Annotated in this window: 15 protein-coding genes; 5 read left to right on the top strand and 10 right to left on the bottom strand. The window is 53.9% G+C overall.

Annotation, left to right across the window (positions count from 1 at the left end; all coding sequences use genetic code 11):
* Positions 1-308: 308 nt before the first annotated feature.
* Together gltB and C6I21_RS04485 are read right to left on the bottom strand one after the other, a co-directional pair.
* Entirely contained in the window at positions 309-4,895 is a 4,587-nt protein-coding gene (gene gltB, locus C6I21_RS04495; protein WP_105958247.1) for a glutamate synthase large subunit, read from the bottom strand.
* Between the two features lie 1,027 nt (positions 4,896-5,922).
* Entirely contained in the window at positions 5,923-6,687 is a 765-nt protein-coding gene (locus C6I21_RS04485) for a CHRD domain-containing protein (RefSeq protein ID WP_105958245.1), read from the bottom strand.
* A 197-nt stretch (positions 6,688-6,884) separates the two neighbouring features.
* On the opposite strand from C6I21_RS04485, the gene C6I21_RS04480 reads away from it, so the two are divergent.
* On the top strand, positions 6,885-8,312 hold the full coding sequence (locus C6I21_RS04480; RefSeq protein WP_105958244.1) for an NAD-dependent succinate-semialdehyde dehydrogenase: 1,428 nt from the start codon (positions 6,885-6,887) through the stop codon (positions 8,310-8,312).
* A gap of 86 nt (positions 8,313-8,398) precedes the next feature.
* Here C6I21_RS04480 and C6I21_RS04475 read toward each other — a convergent pair whose 3' ends face one another.
* Both C6I21_RS04475 and C6I21_RS04470 read right to left on the bottom strand, forming a co-directional pair.
* Positions 8,399-9,217, bottom strand: coding sequence for an ABC transporter ATP-binding protein (locus tag C6I21_RS04475; protein ID WP_105958243.1), 819 nt, complete (start codon positions 9,215-9,217; stop codon positions 8,399-8,401).
* Entirely contained in the window at positions 9,214-10,146 is a 933-nt protein-coding gene (locus C6I21_RS04470; protein ID WP_425352474.1) for an EamA family transporter, read from the bottom strand. Before C6I21_RS04470 ends, C6I21_RS04475 begins: the two co-directional genes overlap by 4 nt.
* Positions 10,147-10,415: 269 nt before the next feature.
* Between C6I21_RS04470 and C6I21_RS04465 the strand changes: the two genes are divergently transcribed.
* From C6I21_RS04465 to C6I21_RS04455, 3 genes are all read left to right on the top strand, one after another.
* Positions 10,416-11,312 carry an AEC family transporter gene (locus tag C6I21_RS04465; protein WP_105958241.1) on the top strand — a complete coding sequence of 299 codons (897 nt, stop codon included), beginning with the start codon at positions 10,416-10,418 and terminating at the stop codon, positions 11,310-11,312.
* Positions 11,313-11,413: 101 nt separating this feature from the next.
* Positions 11,414-12,850 carry an alanine/glycine:cation symporter family protein gene (locus C6I21_RS04460; RefSeq protein ID WP_245411537.1) on the top strand — a complete coding sequence of 479 codons (1,437 nt, stop codon included), beginning with the start codon at positions 11,414-11,416 and terminating at the stop codon, positions 12,848-12,850.
* Positions 12,851-13,029: 179 nt separating this feature from the next.
* Positions 13,030-13,494 carry a DinB family protein gene (locus C6I21_RS04455; RefSeq protein WP_105958240.1) on the top strand — a complete coding sequence of 155 codons (465 nt, stop codon included), beginning with the start codon at positions 13,030-13,032 and terminating at the stop codon, positions 13,492-13,494.
* A 104-nt stretch (positions 13,495-13,598) separates the two neighbouring features.
* Here the strand turns inward: C6I21_RS04455 and C6I21_RS04450 are convergent, their stop codons facing one another.
* The 6 genes from C6I21_RS04450 to C6I21_RS04425 all read right to left on the bottom strand — a co-directional run bounded on the left by C6I21_RS04450 (position 13,599) and on the right by C6I21_RS04425 (position 19,726).
* Positions 13,599-14,597, bottom strand: coding sequence for a siderophore ABC transporter substrate-binding protein (locus C6I21_RS04450; RefSeq protein WP_105958239.1), 999 nt, complete (start codon positions 14,595-14,597; stop codon positions 13,599-13,601).
* Between the two features lie 42 nt (positions 14,598-14,639).
* Positions 14,640-15,398: an iron ABC transporter ATP-binding protein gene (locus C6I21_RS04445; protein ID WP_105958238.1), complete on the bottom strand. Its 759-nt coding sequence runs from the start codon at positions 15,396-15,398 to the stop codon at positions 14,640-14,642.
* Positions 15,395-16,348 carry an iron chelate uptake ABC transporter family permease subunit gene (locus tag C6I21_RS04440; protein ID WP_105958237.1) on the bottom strand — a complete coding sequence of 318 codons (954 nt, stop codon included), beginning with the start codon at positions 16,346-16,348 and terminating at the stop codon, positions 15,395-15,397. The genes C6I21_RS04445 and C6I21_RS04440 overlap by 4 nt, the downstream gene beginning before the upstream one ends.
* On the bottom strand, positions 16,338-17,291 hold the full coding sequence (locus C6I21_RS04435) for an ABC transporter permease (protein WP_105958236.1): 954 nt from the start codon (positions 17,289-17,291) through the stop codon (positions 16,338-16,340). The genes C6I21_RS04440 and C6I21_RS04435 overlap by 11 nt, the downstream gene beginning before the upstream one ends.
* 630 nt (positions 17,292-17,921) lie before the next feature.
* The gene (locus tag C6I21_RS04430; RefSeq protein ID WP_105958235.1) at positions 17,922-18,209 is read right to left on the bottom strand and encodes an MTH1187 family thiamine-binding protein; all 288 of its coding nucleotides are present in this window, start codon (positions 18,207-18,209) and stop codon (positions 17,922-17,924) included.
* Positions 18,210-18,241: 32 nt separating this feature from the next.
* Entirely contained in the window at positions 18,242-19,726 is a 1,485-nt protein-coding gene (locus C6I21_RS04425; RefSeq protein WP_181186087.1) for an FAD-dependent oxidoreductase, read from the bottom strand.
* A 160-nt stretch (positions 19,727-19,886) separates the two neighbouring features.
* Between C6I21_RS04425 and adh the strand changes: the two genes are divergently transcribed.
* Positions 19,887-21,407, top strand: a complete 1,521-nt coding sequence (gene adh, locus C6I21_RS04420) for an aldehyde dehydrogenase (RefSeq protein ID WP_105958233.1) — start codon at positions 19,887-19,889, stop codon at positions 21,405-21,407.
* Positions 21,408-21,427: the final 20 nt, after the last annotated feature.

Raw genomic sequence — 21,427 nt, 5'->3', positions numbered from 1 at the left:
GGGCTTCCTGATTTCGCTTTATTCCTAATGCAAAGGCGGATCGCGGAGGAAAGCCTGGTTCTGCTTTCCTCCGTCCGGGCTCTCGCTCGAGGTTCCTTCGATCCCTGAAAGGAAAGCAAAGACCTGCTTTCCTTCAGGGCTCTCCAGGACTTGTCGCTCGTGGGACGCCCGGTTCCGCTTTTCTTATTGTCCAGCTCCGCCGGGCTCTCGCTCGAGGTTCCTTCGGTCCCTGAAAGGAAAGCAAAGACCTGCTTTCCTTCAGGGCCCTCCAGGACTTGTCGCTCGTGAGACGCCCGGCTCCGCTTTTCTTATTTCGCGGCGATTTTTGGTTTTTTGCCGTCTTCGAATGCGGCCATTTCGGCGTCGAAGCGGCTCAGTCCTTTGTCGAGATGGTACTGGATGCGCTCCTGCATTTCGAGGTAGCTTGCCGGGATGATTTTAACGAACTGGCCGGCGTAGCGGTCCCAGTCGTTGAGAATGCGCTGGCCTTTGCGGCTCAGGGTGTTCTCGACGTGCTTTTCAATCATGCCCTTCACTTTTTCCACTTCCTCCTGGTCGTCGAGCTTCATCAGGTGGACGAGCTCTTTGTTGCATTTGGAGGAGAAGGTGTTGTCTTCATCGAATACGTAGGCCGTTCCTCCGGACATACCGGCAGCAAAGTTGCGTCCGGTTTCTCCGAGGACGACGACGTTTCCGCCTGTCATGTATTCACAGGCATGGTCACCGACACCTTCCACGACAACGTTGACCCCACTGTTACGCACACAGAACCGCTCGCCTGCGAGACCGCTGATGTAGGCTTCCCCGCCTGTAGCGCCGTAGAAAGCGACGTTACCGACGATGATATTTTCCTCCCACTTAAACGACGATTTCCGGGATGGACGGGCGATGATTTTACCGCCTGACAGTCCTTTACCGATAAAGTCATTTGCATCTCCGACCAGCTTCAGCGTCATGCCGTGCGGAACGAAGGCACCGAAGCTCTGACCGGCGGATCCTTTGAAGGTAAGGCGGATCGTATCTTCCGGCAGTCCTTCCAGACCGTAGCGGCGCGTCACTTCACTTCCGAGAATCGTTCCGACAACACGGTGGATGTTGCGGATTGACGATGTCCCTTTGACCGGTGTGCCGTTTTCCAGAGCATCTTCACAGAAAGGAAGCAGCTCCTGATGGTCCAGTGACTTCTCAAGCGCATGGTCCTGCTTGCGGCTCGCGTAGACCGTCTGGCCGTTCGGTACTTCCGGCTGGAACAGAAGCTGTTCCATGTCCAGATGCTTTCCTTTCCAGTGATCGATCTCTTTGTTTGCTTCCAGCACATCGGTCCGTCCGACCATCTCGTTGACCGTGCGGAAACCGAGCTCTGCCATCAGTTCACGCGTCTCCTGCGCCACGAAGCGCATGAAGTTTTCGACGGATTCCGCCGTACCGATGAACTTTTTGCGGAGTTCCGGATTCTGCGTTGCGACACCGACAGGACATGTATCCAGATGACAGACACGCATCATGATACAGCCGAGAACAACGAGCGGTGCAGTGGAGAAACCATACTCTTCGGCACCGAGAAGCGTTGCGACAACGACGTCGCGTCCGGTCATCATTTTACCGTCTGTTTCCACGACGATCCGGTCACGCAGACCGTTCAGTAGAAGCGTCTGATGCGTTTCCGCAAGTCCGATCTCCCACGGAAGCCCTGCGTGCTTTAAGCTCGTTCTTGGAGCAGCACCGGTACCGCCGTCGTATCCGCTGATCAGGACAAGGTCAGCACGCCCTTTGGCAACGCCGGCTGCGATCGTGCCGACACCGCCGGAAGAAACGAGTTTGACAGAAATACGTGCACGCGGATTCGCGTTTTTCAGGTTGTGGATCAGCTCTGCCAGATCCTCGATCGAATAAATATCGTGGTGCGGCGGTGGAGAGATCAGTTCCACTCCTGGAATGGAACCGCGGACTTCCGCGATCCATGGATATACTTTCTTGCCCGGAAGGTGTCCGCCTTCACCCGGTTTCGCACCCTGGGCGACTTTAATTTGAATTTCATCGGCGTTGACGAGGTAGTGACTCTTGACGCCGAAGCGTCCGGAGGCTACCTGCTTGATCGAGCTCCGGCGGGAATCGCCGTTTTCATCCGGGGTGAAACGCTCCGGATACTCGCCGCCTTCGCCGCTGTTCGAGCTTCCGCCGATCCGGTTCATGGCAATGGCCAGTGCTTCGTGTGCTTCTGCACTGATGGCACCGAGAGACATCGCACCCGTCTTGAATCGTTTGCAGATCGCTTCGACGGATTCAACTTCTTCGATCGGCACCGGCTCGCGCTTTTTGAACTTAATCATGCCGCGCAGCGACTGCAGGTTGTTTTTCTCGTCGGTAATGAGGCGGGAATACTCTTTAAACGCCTCGTAGTCACCGGAACGGGTCGAGTGCTGCAGCATGTGGATCGTCTTCGGATTGTACTGATGGTCCTCGCCGTTCTGGCGGTACTGGAACTCATCGCCCGCTTCGAGCTTTTTCTGCTTCCCGCGTTCTTCTTCATAGGCCGGTGCATGACGGCGCAGTACTTCCTCTGCCATCGTGTCGATGCCGATGCCGTCGAGCTTCGACGACGTCCGGGTAAAGTGACGGTCGATGACTTCCTGGGAAATACCGACGGCTTCAAAAATCTGCGCTCCGCGGTAACTCTGAATCGTGGAGATACCCATTTTGGACATGACCTTTACGACGCCGTCTGTGACAGAATCGATATACTGCTGGACGATCTCCTCCATCGAGTACGACGGGTCGATTTCCCCGCGGCTGCGGAGGTCTTCAAGCGACGCGTACGCGAGGTACGGGTTGATCGCTTCCGCACCGTAGCCGAGCAGTAAAGCATGGTGATGCACTTCACGGGCTTCGCCGGTTTCCAGAAGCAGACTCACTTTCGTGCGGCGGCCTTCACGGACCAGGTGATGGTGGAGGGCAGAGACGGCAAGAAGGGCCGGAATCGCTGCATGATCTTTATCCATGCCGCGGTCTGACAGAATCAGGAGGACCGCTCCGTTGTCCATCGCTTTCTCCGCATCCTTAAACAGCTGTTCCAGCGCAGCAGCCATGGCTTCGTTTCCTTCACCTGCCGGGAAAAGGATCGGAAGTGTTTCTGCTTTAAATCCGTCCAGGTTCTGGTTTCTCAGCGATTCGAGCTGTTCGTTGCTGAGTACCGGCTTGTCGAGACGGATATGCTTACAGCTGTCCGGCTTCGGATTGACGACACTTCCTTCTGCACCGATCGTCGTACTTATCTGCGTGATAATTTCCTCACGGATCGCATCAATAGGCGGGTTCGTCACCTGGGCGAAAAGCTGTTTGAAATAGTTATAGAGAAGCTGAGGCTTCTTTGAAAGCACCGCAAGCGGCGAGTCATAGCCCATCGAGCCGACAGGATCTTTTTTATCCGCGACGAGCGGCTTTAAAATTTTGTTCATTTCTTCTGCGGTGTAGCCGAACGCGAGCTGCTTGTCGACGAGATCTTTCTGATCATCATGTGCTGCTTCCGCCTTCGGTACTTCATCAAGATGGATCATGTGCTCATCGATCCACTCCCGGTACGGATGCTCTTTCGCAATGCTCATCTTCAGCTCTTCGTCTGGAATGATCTTTCCTTCTTCCAGGTCGACGAGCAGCATTTTACCCGGGTTCAGGCGGTCTTTATATTCGATATCATCTGCGAAAATGTCCAGCGCCCCAACTTCCGAACCAAGTACAATCATGCCGCTTTTCGTTACGTAGTAGCGGGCCGGGCGCAGACCGTTGCGGTCCAGGATCGCACCGACATGGCGTCCATCCGTAAAGCCGATTGCAGCAGGGCCGTCCCATGGTTCCATCAGCGTACTGTGGTACTCATAGAAATCCCGCTTTTCCGGTTTAATGGAGTCATCATTAGCCCATGGTTCTGGAATCATCATCATCGCAGAGTGTGCGAGGGAACGTCCGGAGAGGTGAAGGAATTCAAACGCGTTGTCAAACATGGAAGAGTCACTGCCGTTTTTGTCGATGACCGGTAGAAGCTTTTCCAGATCTTCATCGCTGAAGTATTCGGACTGGCAGAGCTTCTCCCTTGCTTTCATCCAGTTTAAGTTACCGCGGATCGTATTAAATTCACCGTTATGGATCGTATACCGGTTCGGGTGCGCACGCTTCCAGCTAGGGAACGTGTTTGTACTGAACCGGGAGTGGACAAATGCCACTGCTGATTTAAAGTCCGGGTGGTTCAGGTCAATATAGAAAGAATCCAGCTGTTCCGGAATGAGCATTCCTTTATAAATGATCGTGCGTGTCGACAGGCTGCAGATATAAAAATCCTGTGCCGACGTCGTTTTCGCTACTTCAATTTCGGTGCGCTTGCGGATGACGTACAGACGGCGCTCAAGCTCATCCTGGTCTTCCATCTCATTTTCCGGTGCGATAAGTACCTGCCGGATAAACGGCTCGGTTTTCTTCGCTTCGTTTCCGACAAAGGAATCGTTGACCGGAACAGTGCGCCAGCCGATGATGCGGTGATTTTCCTCTTCAATGATGCGCTCGAAAATCTTCCGCGACTCTTTTCGTTCTTTCTGATCCTGTGGGAAGAACACCATCCCGATTCCATACTTGCCTTCTTCCGGGATGACAATGTCCTCTTTATGGAACTGTTTTTCGAAGAAGCGGTGCGGGATCTGTGTCAGAATTCCGGCACCATCGCCGGAGCTGACGTCTGCCGATTGGCCGCCCCGGTGCTCGAGGTTACATAGAATCGTGATCGCGTTTTGTACAATATCATGAGACTTCGTTCCATTAATATTAGCAATCATACCGATTCCGCATGCCTCGTGCTCTTGTGTCGGGTCATAGAGACCCTGGGCAGTTGGATATCCGTGTTTCATCATGATAGCGTCCCTCCTTAATTAATCCAAAATATGAACGAATGAAAAAATACCCGGCTCTGCGGAGAGTCAATATTTAACCATTCGTTCACATTTTTATGCACCTATATTTAAACATCATGACTGAACATTTACATACGGGCGCGCAGCGGAAAATTCAGAAATAGATGAATTCTCCCTTCATATCATTGAATAATATCATCTTTTTGCCAAAATACAAAGCCATTAATTAACACTTTATTTTTATTTTCTGACTACAAGCGTTTTCAAATGCCGATATAACAGCAATTTTCTCCTTTTCAACTTTTCGCAGATTTTCTCACCAAGTTACAAATGAAGAAGCTTTATGCCGGGTTTCTTCATATTTAAAATTATAAACGAAGAAAGCGGCCGCGTCTAAAAATAACCCTTTTGGTGTTTACTCATCTTTTATGCATTTTCCTGTACGCATTGATGACACCGCTTACATTTTTCTTTTATGCATATCGTTTGAGCGTGCATATGGAAGGGAATGTGGTTTAGTTTTCTCCCGTTTTGAGCGGAAGTGCGGAAGCATTCTGGATCGGCCCGCTGTGATGCTTCTCTCTCGTAAAAAGGCAGGCAGAAGCCGGAGTGCGGAAACGAATCTGCTGTGCAGTCCCACTACAGAGCAGTTTTGTCTCACAACTGCCACTGACGTTCCCGCAGCTGTCTCTTCCAGTCCCACAACGGAGTGGTCGGTTCCCACTCCGCCTGAATTGTCCAGCTTCGACCCGTAATATTCCAGCTTCGCTGCCTCATTTTCCCACTTCGTACCGGCGCATTCCCACTCCGCCATCCGCCGGCAGCGCCGCCGCCCCTCTGCTAAAAACCGTCAATGGTTTCAGAGCTCTCCGTACATACGGAATACCCTGGAGAAGCGAGGAGAACGGCTGTGGCCGGATCGTTCACCGACGCGTCAAACGCCGGAAATCTCAGCGGGTAACAAAAAGGCAGCCGGATTGATTACTCCGGCTGCCTTTGCTGCGCTGTATTTCGAGTTTCTACTATATTACTGCTGCTGTGGACGACGGCGGAAGAACATCATCGCTCCGCCGGCTGTAGCCGCGAGCAGACCGATCATCGTAAACAACGGACCGTTCGTCGATGTCTGGGCCATTTCGTTACCTTCTTCATCCCAGTCATTTCCGTTGTCCGCATAGCCGTTGTCCGAGTCGTCGTGGTCATTCATCGCATTGTTGTCATCATGGTTGTTATCCGCGTCGTCGTGATTGTTATCCGCATCATCATGGTTGTTCATGCCGTTATCCATGCCCTCTTCCATATCATGCGCCATGATCTGGCCGCGGATTTCACCATCCGGATATTCTTCCGTATGCACATTGACGTACAGACCCTCATTGGTCATGGCTTCGAGCAGGCCATCCCAGTCCATATCACCGGCAAGATCATCTTCACCGAATGTACCGGAGGCAAGTTCGCCGTCAATATCTTCCGCTTCATCTGTATCAAACAGGCCGACTTCGACCGGTCCGTCTTCACCTTCTGCACCGCTGTGAATATGTGCCATCGTCACACCAGTGAGGCTTTCTGCTTCTACTGTATATGTTACTTCTGTCTGGTCTTCATTTAATTCAAACTCGGCCATGCCGGAAGCGTCGCTTTCCACATCCGCTGTTTCCTGATCCGGGCTTAAATCCGCTGTAAACATTGCTGTGCCGCTGCTCTCGCTGTCGTGGGAATCTGCCATTACGCTCGTACCTGTCACTGCTGCGCCTGCAAGTACGGCTGTAGAAATCGTCATAAACTTCTTCATTCATTACACTTCCCTTTTAAAAAGATTGTGCATCAGCACTGCTCCTCCTATACCCGATGCATTCCAGTCTAATCAGAAAACGTCTTCATTGATTCTATGGACCTAGAAAACTTCTTGTTTCTGACGAAAGGTTTGAAGCCATTTTGAGAAAGGGAACATAAGATAGCAGGAACAGTAATAGAAGGAGGAAGGTATACATGAAGCAGGAGCTGTACATTTACGGACAGTGGACCGGCTCAAACCTGGAGCAGATCGATGTCACGAATCCCGGAAACGGCGAGGTGATCGGATCGGTTCCAAAAGCCGGTGAGAAAGAGACGAAGCAGGCGGTGGATGCGGCACATGAAGCCTTGAAGTCCTGGAAGAAAACGACCGCGGCGGAGCGCGCAGGATATCTCCGGGAAGTATTCCGCCTCATGCATGAAGAGAAAGAAGAAATTGCGGAGCTGATGACGAGAGAAAACGGAAAAACGATCAAAGATTCGGAGCAGGAGGTCGTTTACGCTGCGTCGTTTCTCGACTGGTTTGCCGATGAAGCGAAACGCGTATACGGACGGAGTATTCCCGGGAAACACGCAGATCACCGGATCGATGTGATCAAGCAGCCGGTCGGTGTAACGGCAGCGATCACGCCATGGAACTTCCCGGCAGCAATGATTACGAGAAAACTCGCTCCGGCACTCGCTGCCGGATGTACGTTTATTATTAAACCGGCGACAGCCACGCCGTTTACGGCAATGAAAATCATCGAGCTGTGCGAACGTGCCGGTATTCCAAAAGGAGTCGTCAATCTCGTAACCGGCAGCGCATCAGATATTACCGGCGTTTTCATGAATGACTCCAGAGTGCGGAAGCTGTCCTTTACCGGTTCGACCGAAGTCGGCAAAATGCTGATTGAACAGAGTGCCCATCAAGTGAAAAAGCTGTCCCTCGAGCTCGGCGGGCACGGTCCGCTTCTCGTGTTTAACGATGCGGATCTGGATACGGCTGTCGAAGAGGCGCTCCGTGCGAAATTCCGAAACGGCGGACAGTCCTGCATTGCGGCCAACCGTTTTTATGTACAGAGCGGCATTTACGCTGAATTTGTCGAGCGTTTCAGCCGGGAAGTGGAGAAAATGAAAACCGGCGACGGCATGAACCGGGACAATGATATCGGTGCTGTCATCGACCAGGACGGATATGAAAAAATCGAGCATCACGTTGAAGATGCCGTGAAAAAAGGCGCCGTTCTGACGGCCGGCGGAAAAGGAACGACGGACAACGGTGCGTACTTCTTCCAGCCTACCGTGCTGAAAGACGCCTCCCCGGACATGATTATTATGAAAGAGGAGACATTCGGTCCGGTAGCTCCGATTCAGTCGTTTGAAACGGAAGAAGAAGCTGTCGAGCTGGCCAACGATACACCGTACGGCCTTGCCTCCTATGTATTTACGACCGACCATGCCCGCGGCGTGCGCGTCACGGAAGCACTGGAGTTCGGCGTTGTCGGCTGGAATGACGGCGTACCATCCGCCGCTCAGGCACCGTTCGGCGGTCTGAAAGAATCCGGCTACGGCCGGGAAGGCGGCGTGGAAGGCATCGAAGAATACCTCGAAACGAAATACGTCGCAAAAAACATCCGTTAATGCCGGTACCATGCGCGGGAATTCAAACGCATGCTGCCAAAATGAAAGAAGCTTCCGGTCGTCCGCCGGAAGCTTCTTTCATGCGTTCAGTATGAGTGCTTCCCTGCTTTCTGTACCCGTGCCCACGGTCTGCCGCTCTCCCACTGAATGCGGAGCGGAAGCTTGAAGGCACTGCTCAGCTTTTCTTCTGTCAGCACTTCTTCTTTTTTTCCGGAGGCGGCGATCCGTCCCTCTTTCATGAGAAGCGCGCTCGTGATGCTTGGAATGACCTCCTCCAGATGGTGCGTCACGTATAAAAGTGTCGGTCCTCCGCTCTCTCGGGTTGACTCCTCCAGCGTATCGAGAAGCTCCTCACGTGAGTAAACGTCCAGCCCGGAGCACGGTTCATCCAGAATGAGAAGCTCCGGCTCTGCCATCCATGCCCGCGCCAGAAGCGCTTTTTTCCTTTCTCCCTGCGAATACTGGGAAAGCGGCGCGTCTTCCAGATGGGCGATACGGAACCGTTCCAGAAGCGCCTGTGCGCGTTTGATATCTTCTTCTGTGATGGGCTCGTACAGACCAACGGAAGCGTGCCTCCCGCTCAGTACGATATCCAGTCCGCTCGTCTGCGAATGCGCCTGGTACTGCTGATCTACGGCCTGGCTTACCCAGCCGATTTTCTTTTTCACGTCCGGCATGTACGTTTTTCCATACCGGTTTCCAAGGATGTCGACTGGTCCGCTGCCGGCTCTCGGCCACATCATGCCGGCGACCACTTTTAACAGCGTCGTTTTCCCGGAGCCGTTCAGGCCGAGGACGCCCCAGTGCTCGCCGGGGTTCACCTGCCAGTTGATGTCTTTGATGAGTGCTTTTCCGTCCCGCTGGACAGTGACGTCCTGCAGGTTGATGACTGGATGTTCTCTCATGCGGTTTCCTCCTCCTGCCCGGCTTTTTCGGGCGGTTTCCCTAATGTTAAGTAAAAGGTCATGCCTAAGATGAGAGCGCCGCCGAGCATCTGCCAGCCGCCGAACGCGATCTGCAGCCAGACGATCGATGTCACGACAGCAGAGAGCGGCTCCATGCTGCCGAGAACACTGGTGACCTGCGGCTTTAAAAACCGCAGACTCTCCAGATAGAACCAGAAAGCGAGCATCGTCCCGAAAAAGACGACGAAGAGAAAATACGCCAGTACCGTCAGCGTCCAGGCGGAGGTATCGATCTGCCACGGCGGGTGAAGGAACGCCACTGCCGCGCCGCCGATCAGCATCGCCCAGCCGATAACGGTCATCGAGCCCCACTCCCGGAGAAGCGGTCCGGCGTACAGTGTGTAAAACGCGAGGGCGGCACCGGAGAGAAGACCCCAGAGGACGGCGGGCACCGGTACAGAAAGCGCCGACACCGAGCCGTTTGTCAGCAGCAGAAAGGTTCCGCTGAGTGCCATCATGACTGCGGTACCCTCCCTTTTCGTCACCTCTGCCGGCTGCCGGAGCAGGACCCAGGCAATAATAAATACCGGGGCGGAATACTGCAGCAGGGTCGCCACTGCTGCATTTCCTTCACTGATCGATGCCATGTATGTATACTGCACGCCGAGCATGCCGAAGATGCCGAACAGAATGAGGGAGCCGAGTGCTCTCCGGTCACGGACGACGCGGACGACGGCCGCCCTTCCGCGGAACATCCAGGCAAGAAATAGAAGTCCGGCGCCTGAGAGAAGAAGACGGACCGATACGAGCCAGGTAACCGGGACGTCCGCCTCCTGGAAAAGGTACTGCGACACGGTACCGCCGACGCCCCAGCAGATCGTTCCGGTCAGAACGAGGAGAAGTCCGGGCCATGTACGGTCTGCCACGATGATCCCCTCCTTTTTCCGGCTATTATACCGTTCTATTCCTGAAAAAGAAAGTCGGTCTCCACGGACGTCTTTACTGAATACAGCCTATTTTAGAAGATAAAACCCGGGCGTGATTCCGCCTGCTGAATTGTAGTATGATGGAAGCTGTGACATTCCAATGTCTCAAAAGAGCTTCCTGCCTTTCATACGAGAAAATATATCTCCACCGAAGCTCTACATAGAGAAACCAACGGTCCATTCCAATGCTTTACAAATGCTGGAGGAATTCCATGTCCATCTTTATCGAAGTTGTTCTGCCGGTGCTGCTCGTGTTCGGTGCCGGATATGCTATTCAGAAATGGAAAAAAGTTGATATCCGGCCGGTTTCGGTTGTTGCCCTGTATGCAGCAACGCCGGCGCTTGTGTTCGACACGTTTTACGGCGCCGATTTCAACGCGCAGTATACGTGGATGCTTTTATTTGCGGCCGGCCTGCTGGCAGCGCTCATTATGTTTAACAAGCTGGCGGCGCGCCTGGTAAAAGCAGACGAATCCAAAGAAAGCGGGTGGATTTTATCGACTGCGTTTATGAACTCCGGCAATTACGGCGCGCCGATTATTCTGTTCGCCTATGGCGAGCAGGGCTTTGCGTATGCGGTGACGTTTATGGTCATTCAGGCGATTATTATGAATGTATTCGGGGTCTACTATGCGGCCAAAGGGTATGCAGGCGCCCGGTATGCCGTAAAAAGCGTGTTTGCGATGCCGGTGACGTATGCCCTTTTTCTCGCCCTTTTTCTTGAGTTTACGCCGCTTTCCATGCCGGAAAATCTGCTCGGTACGATCGATATTGTCGCGGATGCGGCCATTCCGCTCGTCATGCTTATTCTCGGGATGCAGCTGGCCAATATGTCGATCGGGCATTTCCAGTGGCCCTCCGTAACCTACGGTGTTGTCGTGCGGCTTCTCGTCTCCCCGCTCATCGCCTGGGGACTCACGGCACTGATGCCGATGGATCCACTGCTTGCCAACGTGCTGATCGTCTCGGCGGCGATGCCATCTGCGGCAACGATCGTCATGTACGCGGTGCAGTTCGATAACCAGCCGCGCTACATTTCCAGCGTGACGCTCGTCTCGACGCTGCTCAGCGTCTTCACGATCACGATTCTTCTCAGCCTGCTTCAATAACGGAGAGGCTGCCCGGAACCCGGGAGGCAGAAATAAATCGTTTGTGATAGGATAGAACAGGGAAAAATTAGTTGAATTCATTTTGTGAAGGAGGGGTTAAAATGGAAGGTTGGTTCTCGATGGACTCCTGGCTCGGAGCGCTCGTCGGCAGTCTCAGTGATTTTATCTGGACGTATATACTTATTGGCTTCCTGCTGTTATTAGGTCTGTTCTTTACGCTGCAGACGAACTTCGTCCAGTTCCGCCTGCTTCCATCCATGATCCGGGAACTGTTCAAGGGAACAGACCGGACTGCGTTTAAGGAAAAGAAAGGAACGACGCCGTTTCAGGCATTTGCGATCAGTACGGCTGCGCGTGTCGGAACGGGGAACCTGGCCGGCGTCGCGATTGCGATTTCTGTCGGCGGCCCGGGTGCTATTTTCTGGATGTGGATTGTGGCACTGATCGGTGCGGCAACCGGATTTATCGAGAGTACGCTCGCGCAGGTGTACAAAGTGAAGGATAAGGACGGTTTTCACGGTGGTCCGGCCTACTACATGCAGAAAGGGCTGAACTCCCGCGGGATGGGGATTTTGTTCGCCATTCTCATGGTACTCTGCTTCGGCCTGATTTTTAATGGCGTGCAGACGAACACGATTTCAGGAGCATTCAACCAATCCTTTAACGTCGATCCGCTCATTATCGGTATCGCTGTCGCTGCGATCATGGGCTTCATCATTTTCGGCGGGGTGCGCCGGATTGCCGTGGTGGCGGAAGTTATCGTGCCGATTTTTGCCGTAACGTATGTACTCGTAGCCATTGTGATTATGGTGATGAATTTCGAACAGGTGCCGGGCGTGTTCGGTCTGATCTTCAGCAGTGCGTTCGGGCTGAATGAAGTTATCGGCGGCGGTATTGGTGCCGCGATTATGAACGGCGTGCAGCGCGGTCTGTTCTCGAACGAGGCCGGTATGGGTAGTGCGCCAAACGCTGCGGCAACGGTATATGTGACGCACCCGGTCAAGCAGGGGCTCGTGCAGTCTCTCGGTGTGCTTGTCGATACATTAATTATCTGCAGCGCGACGGCATTCATTATTCTTCTCTCCGACGCCTATACGATCGGGGATATGGAAGGGATTCAGCTGACGCAGACGGCGCTCAACTCCCACATGGGTGACTGGGCCGGACCGTTCGTTGCGGTCGCTGTGTTCTTCTTCGCCTTCAGTTCTCTTCTCGGAAACTACTACTACGGCGAAGTGAACATCGAGTTCATTTCGGAGAAGCCGGTGTATCTGCTGGCATTCCGCATCGCGTTCATCCTGATGATTCTCGTCGGTTCTACAGCAAACCTCGAACTGATCTGGGGTATGGCGGATCTGTTCATGGGTACGATGGCCGTTGTAAACCTTGTGGCGCTTCTGCTTCTCGGTCACGTCGCGGTGAAAGTCCTCCGCAACTACCAGAACCAGACGCGGCGCGGATTCGACCCGGTCTTCTATAAGGACAGCGTGAAAGGCTTGAAAAATATCGAAAGCTGGGGATCGAAGCGCGACAAATAAGCGCTCCCTGCCATTTAACTCGTCGGCTGCGGCCGGTCTCCCACAGGACCGCCGCAGCTGTTTTTTTGTGCGGGGAACACGACGTTTTCAGAACGGCGTAACGCCCTTCCTGTGCGGGAAGGCGTTTTTCTTCCTGCAGAACGGGAATAGCAGTAACAGTCTGATGGAAAAGGAGCGGTATGATGTATAAAAACGAAGCTTATCTGAAAAACTATTTTCTCTCGCACCGGGACGTCACGAAAGACTTGATCGGCATGATCGAAAAGGACAAATACGACTACCGGCCGACGCCTACGTCGATGAGCGCGAAGGAGCTCGTCGTCCATATGCTGACGTCATTCCACAAGTTCGCAGCAATTGCAGCCGGACGGGATCCGGTGCAGCTGCACGAGGAAAACGACGACTGGACGCTGAACGAACTCGCTGACCGCTACACGGAAGAGTCCGTGCGGCTGATCGAGATGCTCGATCCGGCTAAAATTGACGAGGAAATCGACCTCAGCCAGTCCATGGGCACCGTGATGCCCGCCTGGCGTTTAATTGAAACCGCCATCGACCATGAAATCAACCATAAAGGCAACCTGTTCGTCTATGTCCGCGAGATGGGCCACACCCACCTGCCGATGTTTGTGAAAAATCCGTAAACCTGGCTATAATGACCATGAACAAGAGCCACGGGACCGTTGTCCTGTGGCTCTTGTCTGTTATTAACTGCATGAAAAACGCTTTTCTGATGGCCGGTCGCTGCCTACTCCGCAATGCCTTCTTTCACTTCCTTGATCATTTCCTGCACCGACGTCACACCACCGGCCGCAAGGTACCAGTAGTCCGGAGTCAGGTACACGATGTGGTCCTCCTGATGCGCGTTCGTCTGATGAATCAGTTCATTATCCAGAAGCTCTGCAGCCGTTTCCCCTTCGCCTTCGCTGACAACAGCTCCGCGGTCCAGCACAAACAAGTAGTCCGGATTCGTTTCCAGCACGTACTCGAACGACACGTTCTGACCGTGATTGGAGTCTTCGATCGTGTCATCCGCTGCGGCAATCTCCATTTCATTGTGGAGGATACCAAAGCGTGAACCCGGACCGTAGGCGCTGATGGATCCTTCATTTGCCATCACCATGAGCCCCTCTCCCTCCGGCGCTTCCTCTGTGAGTTCATCCAGACCGTCCTGGACCGAAGCCACAGCTTCTTCTGCTGCTTCCTCCTCTCCGAAAATGTCTCCAAGAAGCGTCGTCTGCTCCTCGAAGGAAGCGATGTAATCCGCCGCATCCACACTCATCAGAACCGTCGGTGCGATCTCACTCAGCTCCTCGTAGGCTTCCCCCGTGCGCCCGCCGATCAAAATCAGGTCCGGCTCCATGTCATAAATAGCCTCAAAGTCCGGTTCGAACAGTGTTCCGGCATTCTCATAGGCCTCCCCTTCATACTCCGACAGGTACGCCGGGATGTTTCCCTGCGGCACAGCTGCCGGCTCGACGCCGAATGTGTCCAGCGTGTCGAGCACCCCATAGTCGAAAACGACGATCGTTTCCGGTTCCTTCGGCACGTCCGTCGTGCCGAGGTCGTGTTCGACGGTTATCGTGCCACTGTTCTCTTCCTCATTTTCCGCTCCGTCACTGCCGGCTTCGGTGTTTTCTGCAGGCGACTCCGCTTCTGCCGCCGTGCTGTTTTCCTCTTCGGCACCGACGCAGGCAGTTAACAGTACGGCCCCCGCTGTCATCATCGTCCATGTCATTTTTTTCATTTTCCTCATCCTTTCGTTTTTCAGCGCAGACAGCGCTTCAAATTAAGAGAAATACACGCATATTTTCTGGTTGTTCATTTCCTGCACTTGAAACGGCATGTCGTAAATTTCTTTTAAGTAGTCGGGATGAATCACATCCCACGTTCTGCCTTCGCGGAGTACCTTCCCGTTTTTTAAGGCGACGAGGTAATCCGAGTAGCACGAGGCAAAGTTGATATCGTGGACGACGAGCACCACGGTTTTTCCAAGGTCATCGACGAGCCCGCGGAGGACCTTCATGATCTGGACGGAATGGCGCATGTCGAGGTTGTTGAGCGGCTCATCGAGCAGAATGTATTCGGTATCCTGCGCCAGGATCATCGCAATAAACGCACGCTGCCGCTGTCCGCCGCTCAGCTGATCGATATAGCGGTGCTGCATCTCCTCCAGTTCCACATAGCGGAGCGATTCATCGATCACGCGCTCATCCTCCGGCTTTAAGCGGCCGCGGGAATACGGGAACCGTCCGAATCCGACAAGATCGCGGACCGTCAGCCGCACCCGCATGTCGTTGGACTGCTTCAGCACCGCGAGTCGTTTGGCAAGCTCTTTGTCGTGCAGGTGGGAAAGTGGCGTGCCATCCAGCGAAACCGTTCCCCCGTCATGGGAAAGCAGCCGGCTGACCATAGACAGCAGGGTGCTTTTACCGGCGCCGTTCGGTCCAATAAAGGTCGTCATTTTCCCCGGGAGGATGTCGACGGTGACGTCTTCAACGACGGATGTTCCGTGGTAGGTTTTCGTCAGGGCTTCGGTGTGTATCATGTTTTTCGCTCCTTCATCAGCAGCCAGAGGAAGTAGATGCCTCCGGTGAAGTTGAGTATGACGCTGAGTGTCGTTTCGAATGTAAAGACGTGTTCGACGATGAGCTGGCCGAGCAGCAGGGCTGCGGTGCCGACGAGGCAGGATGCGGGCAGAATCCATTTGTGCTCGTAGGTGCGCATCATTTCGTACGTCAGGTTTGCCGTGAGCAGTCCGAGAAACAGGATCGGTCCGACGAGCGCGGTCGCCGTAGAGATGAGAATGGCCACGAGAATCAGAATGCGGCGGACGATCGTTTCGTAGGAAACGCCGAGGTTGACGGCGTGATCCCGGCCGAGAAGCAGCACGTCCAGGTAGGAGCGCCACCGCCATCCATACACAGCACATCCGGCGAAAACGACGCCCGAGAGGAGAAGCAGATCCGACTGCACACGCTGAAAGCTTGCGAACATGCGGTTCTGCACTGTCTGGAATTCGTTCGGGTCAATCAGCACCTGCATAAACGTCGTCAGGCTCGAGAAAAATGTCCCGAGTACGAGTCCGGTCAGCAGCAGAAAATACAGCTGCTGCCGGCCGCTCCCGCCGCGGAATAAAAGCTGATAGAACAGAAAGGAAAAGCCGATCATCGCAGCTGCGCCGAGCAGAAAGTTGACGTGGGCATTCGTCATTGCAAAGCTGAGTGAACCAAACAGAAAGACGATGCCGGTCTGCATGAGCATGTACAGCGAATCGAGACCGATAATATTCGGCGTGAGAATCCGGTTGCCGGTAATCGTCTGAAATACAACGGTGGAGTACGAGACGGCTGATCCGGTCAGAAGAAAGGCCATCAGCATCTCCCCCCGGCGCGGCAGCACATATTCCCAGTTACCGCGTGAGTCGATTGTTAAAAACAGCGCACTGAGTGCAAGAACCGTGATGACAAGAAGCAGTATTTTCGTTTTAGAAGCCATAGCGGTTCCCCCTCCACAGCAGATACAGGAACACGCCGCTTCCGATCACACCGACGGTCATGCCGATCGGAATTTCGTATGGATAGATAAGTATGCGCCCGAGCACGTCGCAGAACAGAACAAATCCGGCGCCGGCAAGGGCGGTGTACGGCAGATTCCGCCGCAGATGATCCCCCCGGAAAATCGTCACGAGGTTCGGAACAATCAGACCGAGAAATGGAATCATGCCCACGGTCAGCATAATAAGTGCCGTCAGAAGCGCCGTAAGTACAAGGCCGGTATTGACGACCGTACGGTAGGACAAACCGACGTTTTTGGAAAACGACTCCCCCATCCCGGCAAGCGTCAGCCGGTCGGCATACACGTAAACGGCAGCAGTGAGCGGAATCACCGCCCAGAGAAGCTCATAGTTTCCGGACATGACAGCAGCAAAGTTGCCCTGCATCCATGCCGTCATGTTCTGGATCACATCGTACCGGTAGGCGAAAAATGTCGTAACAGAACCGATAATGCTCCCAAACATAAGCCCGACGAGCGGGATGAAGATCGGATCCTTCTCCCGGATCCGTTCGAGCAGAAACATAAAGACTAATGTCCCCGCCAGTGCAAACGCGGCGGATACACCGGCCCGGACGATAATCGGCGCACCGGCGAGAAAGAGAATCGAGACGAGCATGCCGAGTCTTGCTGCATCCATGGTGCCGGCAGTCGTCGGGGACACAAATTTGTTCTGTGTCAGCTGCTGCATGACGAGCCCGGCCACGGCAAGTCCTGCACCAGCCATTAAAATACTCAGGAGCCGGGGTACCCGGCTCAGCCAGAACACCTGCTTCTGCTCCGCTGTCCCATACAGAAGATCCAGCGGGCCGAGGGAACTGACTCCGACAAACAAACTTCCTGCAGCAGACAACAGCAGAAGCAGGAGCCAGAATAAGATATTCATTCCAAACGCCTCCTGCTATCGAAAAACAACTTCCGATTTTCGTTGAGAATGAAAACCGTTCTCACTAAACCGGTACAGACATGATTCTAATTGATAATGAGAATCAATTCAAGGTGTTTTTTCCTTTTTTTCTGGATTTATTTGTCTAAAACGCTGTCATTTGTCCAGACAAGAGGCAGGTGTTGATGAACATATTTTCAATTTTGGAGGCTGACAGGGGATGTTCTGTGATCCGGCAGTTTTCGTGTGCAGCGCAGCCGGTCACGTGGAGAAGAAGTCTCACAACGGAGGGGCGAAGTCTCATAACGGCCGCTTCTATTCCTGCAACTGCCCCGTCCAGTCCCATAACGAAGGGATCCATTCCCACAAGGGCTGAAAAGTCCTACTTCCGCAGCGAATAGTCCTGCTTCACCACTCACTATTCCCACAACGGACCGGCATAGTCCCACTTCTCCATCCACCGGCAGCCAGCCCCCGCTGCCAGGAACATCTCTGTTTCCAGTACCATGCTTACAAACCCTCCCCTCTAAGCATTCTTCTGTATCCGAGCAGCACAGCTGTCCACTTCTCCGTTTTCATCAAGCATGAAAAAACACCGGAGCCTCAGAGACTCCGGTGTTTCCCATCCTGCTATTCTACTTTTCGTTCCTGGCCGTCCAGATCGAGCGGCTTGTCGGTGCGGTCGTCAATTTTGATTGTCGTAACGACGCGCTTGGCGTTGTTTTTGATTTCGTTTAAGTGAATGACCTGCGCGACATCAAACAGCTTGTCGATATCGCCTTCGATAATGGTCGATGTCGGCGTGACACGGTAATTCAGTCCGTTCTGTTCTATTACTTCCACAGCGCGCTTTACATCTTCAGAAAAGCTTTCATCGCCTGTTCCGACAGGCACGACACTAATTTCAAGCAGTGGCATGAATCATCGCCTCCTCTATAGGTTCTTCCAGTCTATTTCCGTTTTTCCATCGTGTAAAACCTTTCGAGCGGTTTTACCGCCGGACCTTCCAGCACATTTCCCTCCACATCAAAGCAGGAGCCGTGGCACGGACAGTCCCACGTCGTATTCACGCGGTTCCACTGCACTTCACATCCGGCGTGGGTGCATTCCGGGTTGACCATGTACAGATCGCCGTTTTCGCCGCGGTACGCGCCTGTGCGGATCCCTTCCTGACGGACGAGGGCGCCTTCGCCGGGCTGAAGATCCTCCAGACTCTGGCATTCCCGGCGCTGGATGCGCCCCTTTACATAGGAGGCAGCGTGCCGGACGACATTCGGAAGCTCCTGTTTTGCTTCAAAGCGGGCCGGGGTGAACAAATAGGACCACCTGTTGCGCATGCCGCTGATATGGTCGGCGATCATCTGGGCGCCGGCCACGCCGCCGCTCAGTCCCCACGGTCCGAAGCCGGTCGCTGTGTATAGATCCTTCTTTCCTGCTTCCACCGGTCCGGCGAGCGGCATCCGGTCGGATGTCCGCACCTGCTGCAGTGTCCATATTTTCTCTTCCGCTGCTTCCGGAAAATGTTCCTTCACCCATCTGCGGAGTTCATCCCGAAGTACATGGGGATCCGTTTTTCTGCTGACGCGCTCGGCTCCTCCGCTGACGAGAAGTTTTCCGTCGGAAAGCGAACGAAACGCCCAGGACGGGTCGGACAGGGTTGTAAAAATCCCTTCCTCCATTGTTTCCGGCATCGTAAACACCCCGGCGGCAGCGCGTTCGAGCTGCAGCCGCGACGATAAATGCTGCAGCGGATAGTGTGTGGCGCAGACGATGTGGCGGGCACGTATCATTTTTCCGTTTTCCAGAACGACGGACGGATGTTTTCCGCGGACGATATCCACAGCTCTCGTCTGTTCATAGAGCTGGATATTTTCAAGGGACAGCCAGCGGACGAGTTTGCTGCAGAACCGGACAGGATCGAGCTGTATCTGATCGTTCATTTTCAGCGCAGGCAGTCCGGTAAACGGCACCGGCGGCTTATCTGCCATACGGCCGTCCATCCCGAGCTTAAAATACGCTTCCGCCTCCTCCTCAAGCTGCTGTACGTGATCGACGTTTTCTGCGAGAAGCCAGGAGGGCGTCCGCTTTAAGTCGCAGCGCGCATCGAGCCTTCTGCACGTCCGCTCCAGCCAGGACAAAGCATCTTCATGGACATCATAATACGCCCGTGCCACAGATTCCCCGTGCCGCTTCCATAAGTGCGCACTGCGGAGACGATGCTGAGATAATGCGGTCCCCGTACTCATACGCACGGCGCCGCAGCCGATTCTCCCTGCTTCGACAACGACCGGGCGGTAGCCGCGCCTGGCAAGCAGATAGGCGGTGACAATGCCGATAAATCCTCCGCCGACAATACAGACTTCGGTATCCAATGTATGGGATAATGCCGGAAATGTCTGATCCACCGGCTTCCACGGTCCCCCAGGCCGGTCCATAACCATTCCTCCTCCATTCATTCTAGTTCTTTTCTATTCCCGCTTCGAATTCCAGGCAAACAATACTATTTGAAAATTCAGCCATTTATGCTATGATGAAAACGCTTACACCTATAAGCATCCAGAGGTTCACTATTTCTATTGGGAGAGTGATGGTTCTATGAAGTATGCCGTACCGAATACGCCGGACAGTCTCGTTCAGTTTAAGAAACGCTATGACAACTATATCGGCGGGGAATATGTGCCCCCGGTAAACGGAGAGTATTTTGAGAACACCACGTCGGTCACCGGTGAAGTGTTTACAGAACTTGCCCGCTCGACGAAAGAAGATGTGGAAAACGCCCTGGATGCCGCTCATAAAGCAAAAGCGGAATGGGGATCGACATCGCCTGCGGAACGGGCAAATATCCTGAATAAAATTGCCGACCGGATGGAAGCGAATCTGGAAATGCTCGCCGTTGCGGAAACGTGGGAAAACGGCAAAGCCGTACGCGAGACGCTTGCAGCAGACATTCCGCTCGCCATCGACCACTACCGCTACTTTGCCGGAGCAATCCGCGCTCAGGAAGGCGGCATCAGCCAGATTGACAACGATACCGTGGCTTATCATTTCCACGAGCCGATCGGCGTCGTCGGTCAGATTATCCCGTGGAACTTCCCGCTTCTTATGGCAACGTGGAAACTGGCACCTGCTCTCGCTGCCGGGAACTGCGTCGTTTTAAAGCCGGCAGAGCAGACACCAAGTTCCATTTTCGTCTGGCTGGAACTTATTGAAGACCTGCTGCCGCCGGGCGTGTTAAATATCGTCAGCGGTTTCGGCGTGGAAGCAGGAAAGCCGCTCGCACAGAGCTCCAAGACAAACAAAGTGGCGTTTACCGGAGAAACGACGACCGGCCGCCTGATCATGCAGTATGCGTCGGAAAACATCATTCCGGTGACACTGGAACTCGGCGGAAAATCGCCGAACCTCTTCTTTGAGGACGTCATGCAGCAGGACGACAGTTTCCTGGATAAAGCACTGGAAGGGTTCTCCATGTTTGCACTGAACCAGGGGGAAGTCTGTACGTGCCCATCCCGTGCGCTGATTCAGGAGTCGATCTACGATGACTTCATGCAGCGGGCGGTGGAGAGGGTCAACAGCATCGTCGTCGGCGATCCGCTCGATACCGATACGATGATGGGTGCGCAGGCATCCAAGGAACAGCTCGACAAAATCGTCTCCTACCTGGATATCGGAAAACAGGAAGGTGCCAAAGTGCTTGCCGGCGGCGAACAGAAGCAGCTGGACGGTCATCTGAAAGGCGGATACTACGTCCAGCCGACGATTTTTGAAGGGCAGAACAGCATGCGTGTGTTTCAGGAGGAAATTTTCGGGCCGGTCGTTTCGGTCGCATCGTTTAAAGACCAGAAAGAAGCGCTCCACATTGCCAATGATACGCTGTACGGCCTCGGCGCCGGCGTCTGGTCCCGCAACATTAACACCGCCTACCGCTTCGGGCGCGCCATTCAGGCAGGCCGCGTCTGGACGAACTGCTACCACGACTACCCGGCGCACGCAGCGTTCGGCGGCTACAAGAAGTCCGGTATCGGCCGCGAAAATCATCTGATGATGCTGAGCCACTATCAGCAGACGAAAAACATGCTCGTCAGCTACAGCGAAGAACCGAAAGGCTTTTTCTAAAACCTGCACGGTATCCACGC

Source organism: Alkalicoccus urumqiensis (genome assembly GCF_002993335.1).
In the GTDB taxonomy this organism is placed as follows: Bacteria; Bacillota; Bacilli; order Bacillales; family Salisediminibacteriaceae; genus Alkalicoccus; species Alkalicoccus urumqiensis.
The sequence above is the reverse complement of the archived record's forward strand: the minus strand, read 5'-3'. Positions and strand labels throughout refer to the sequence as shown.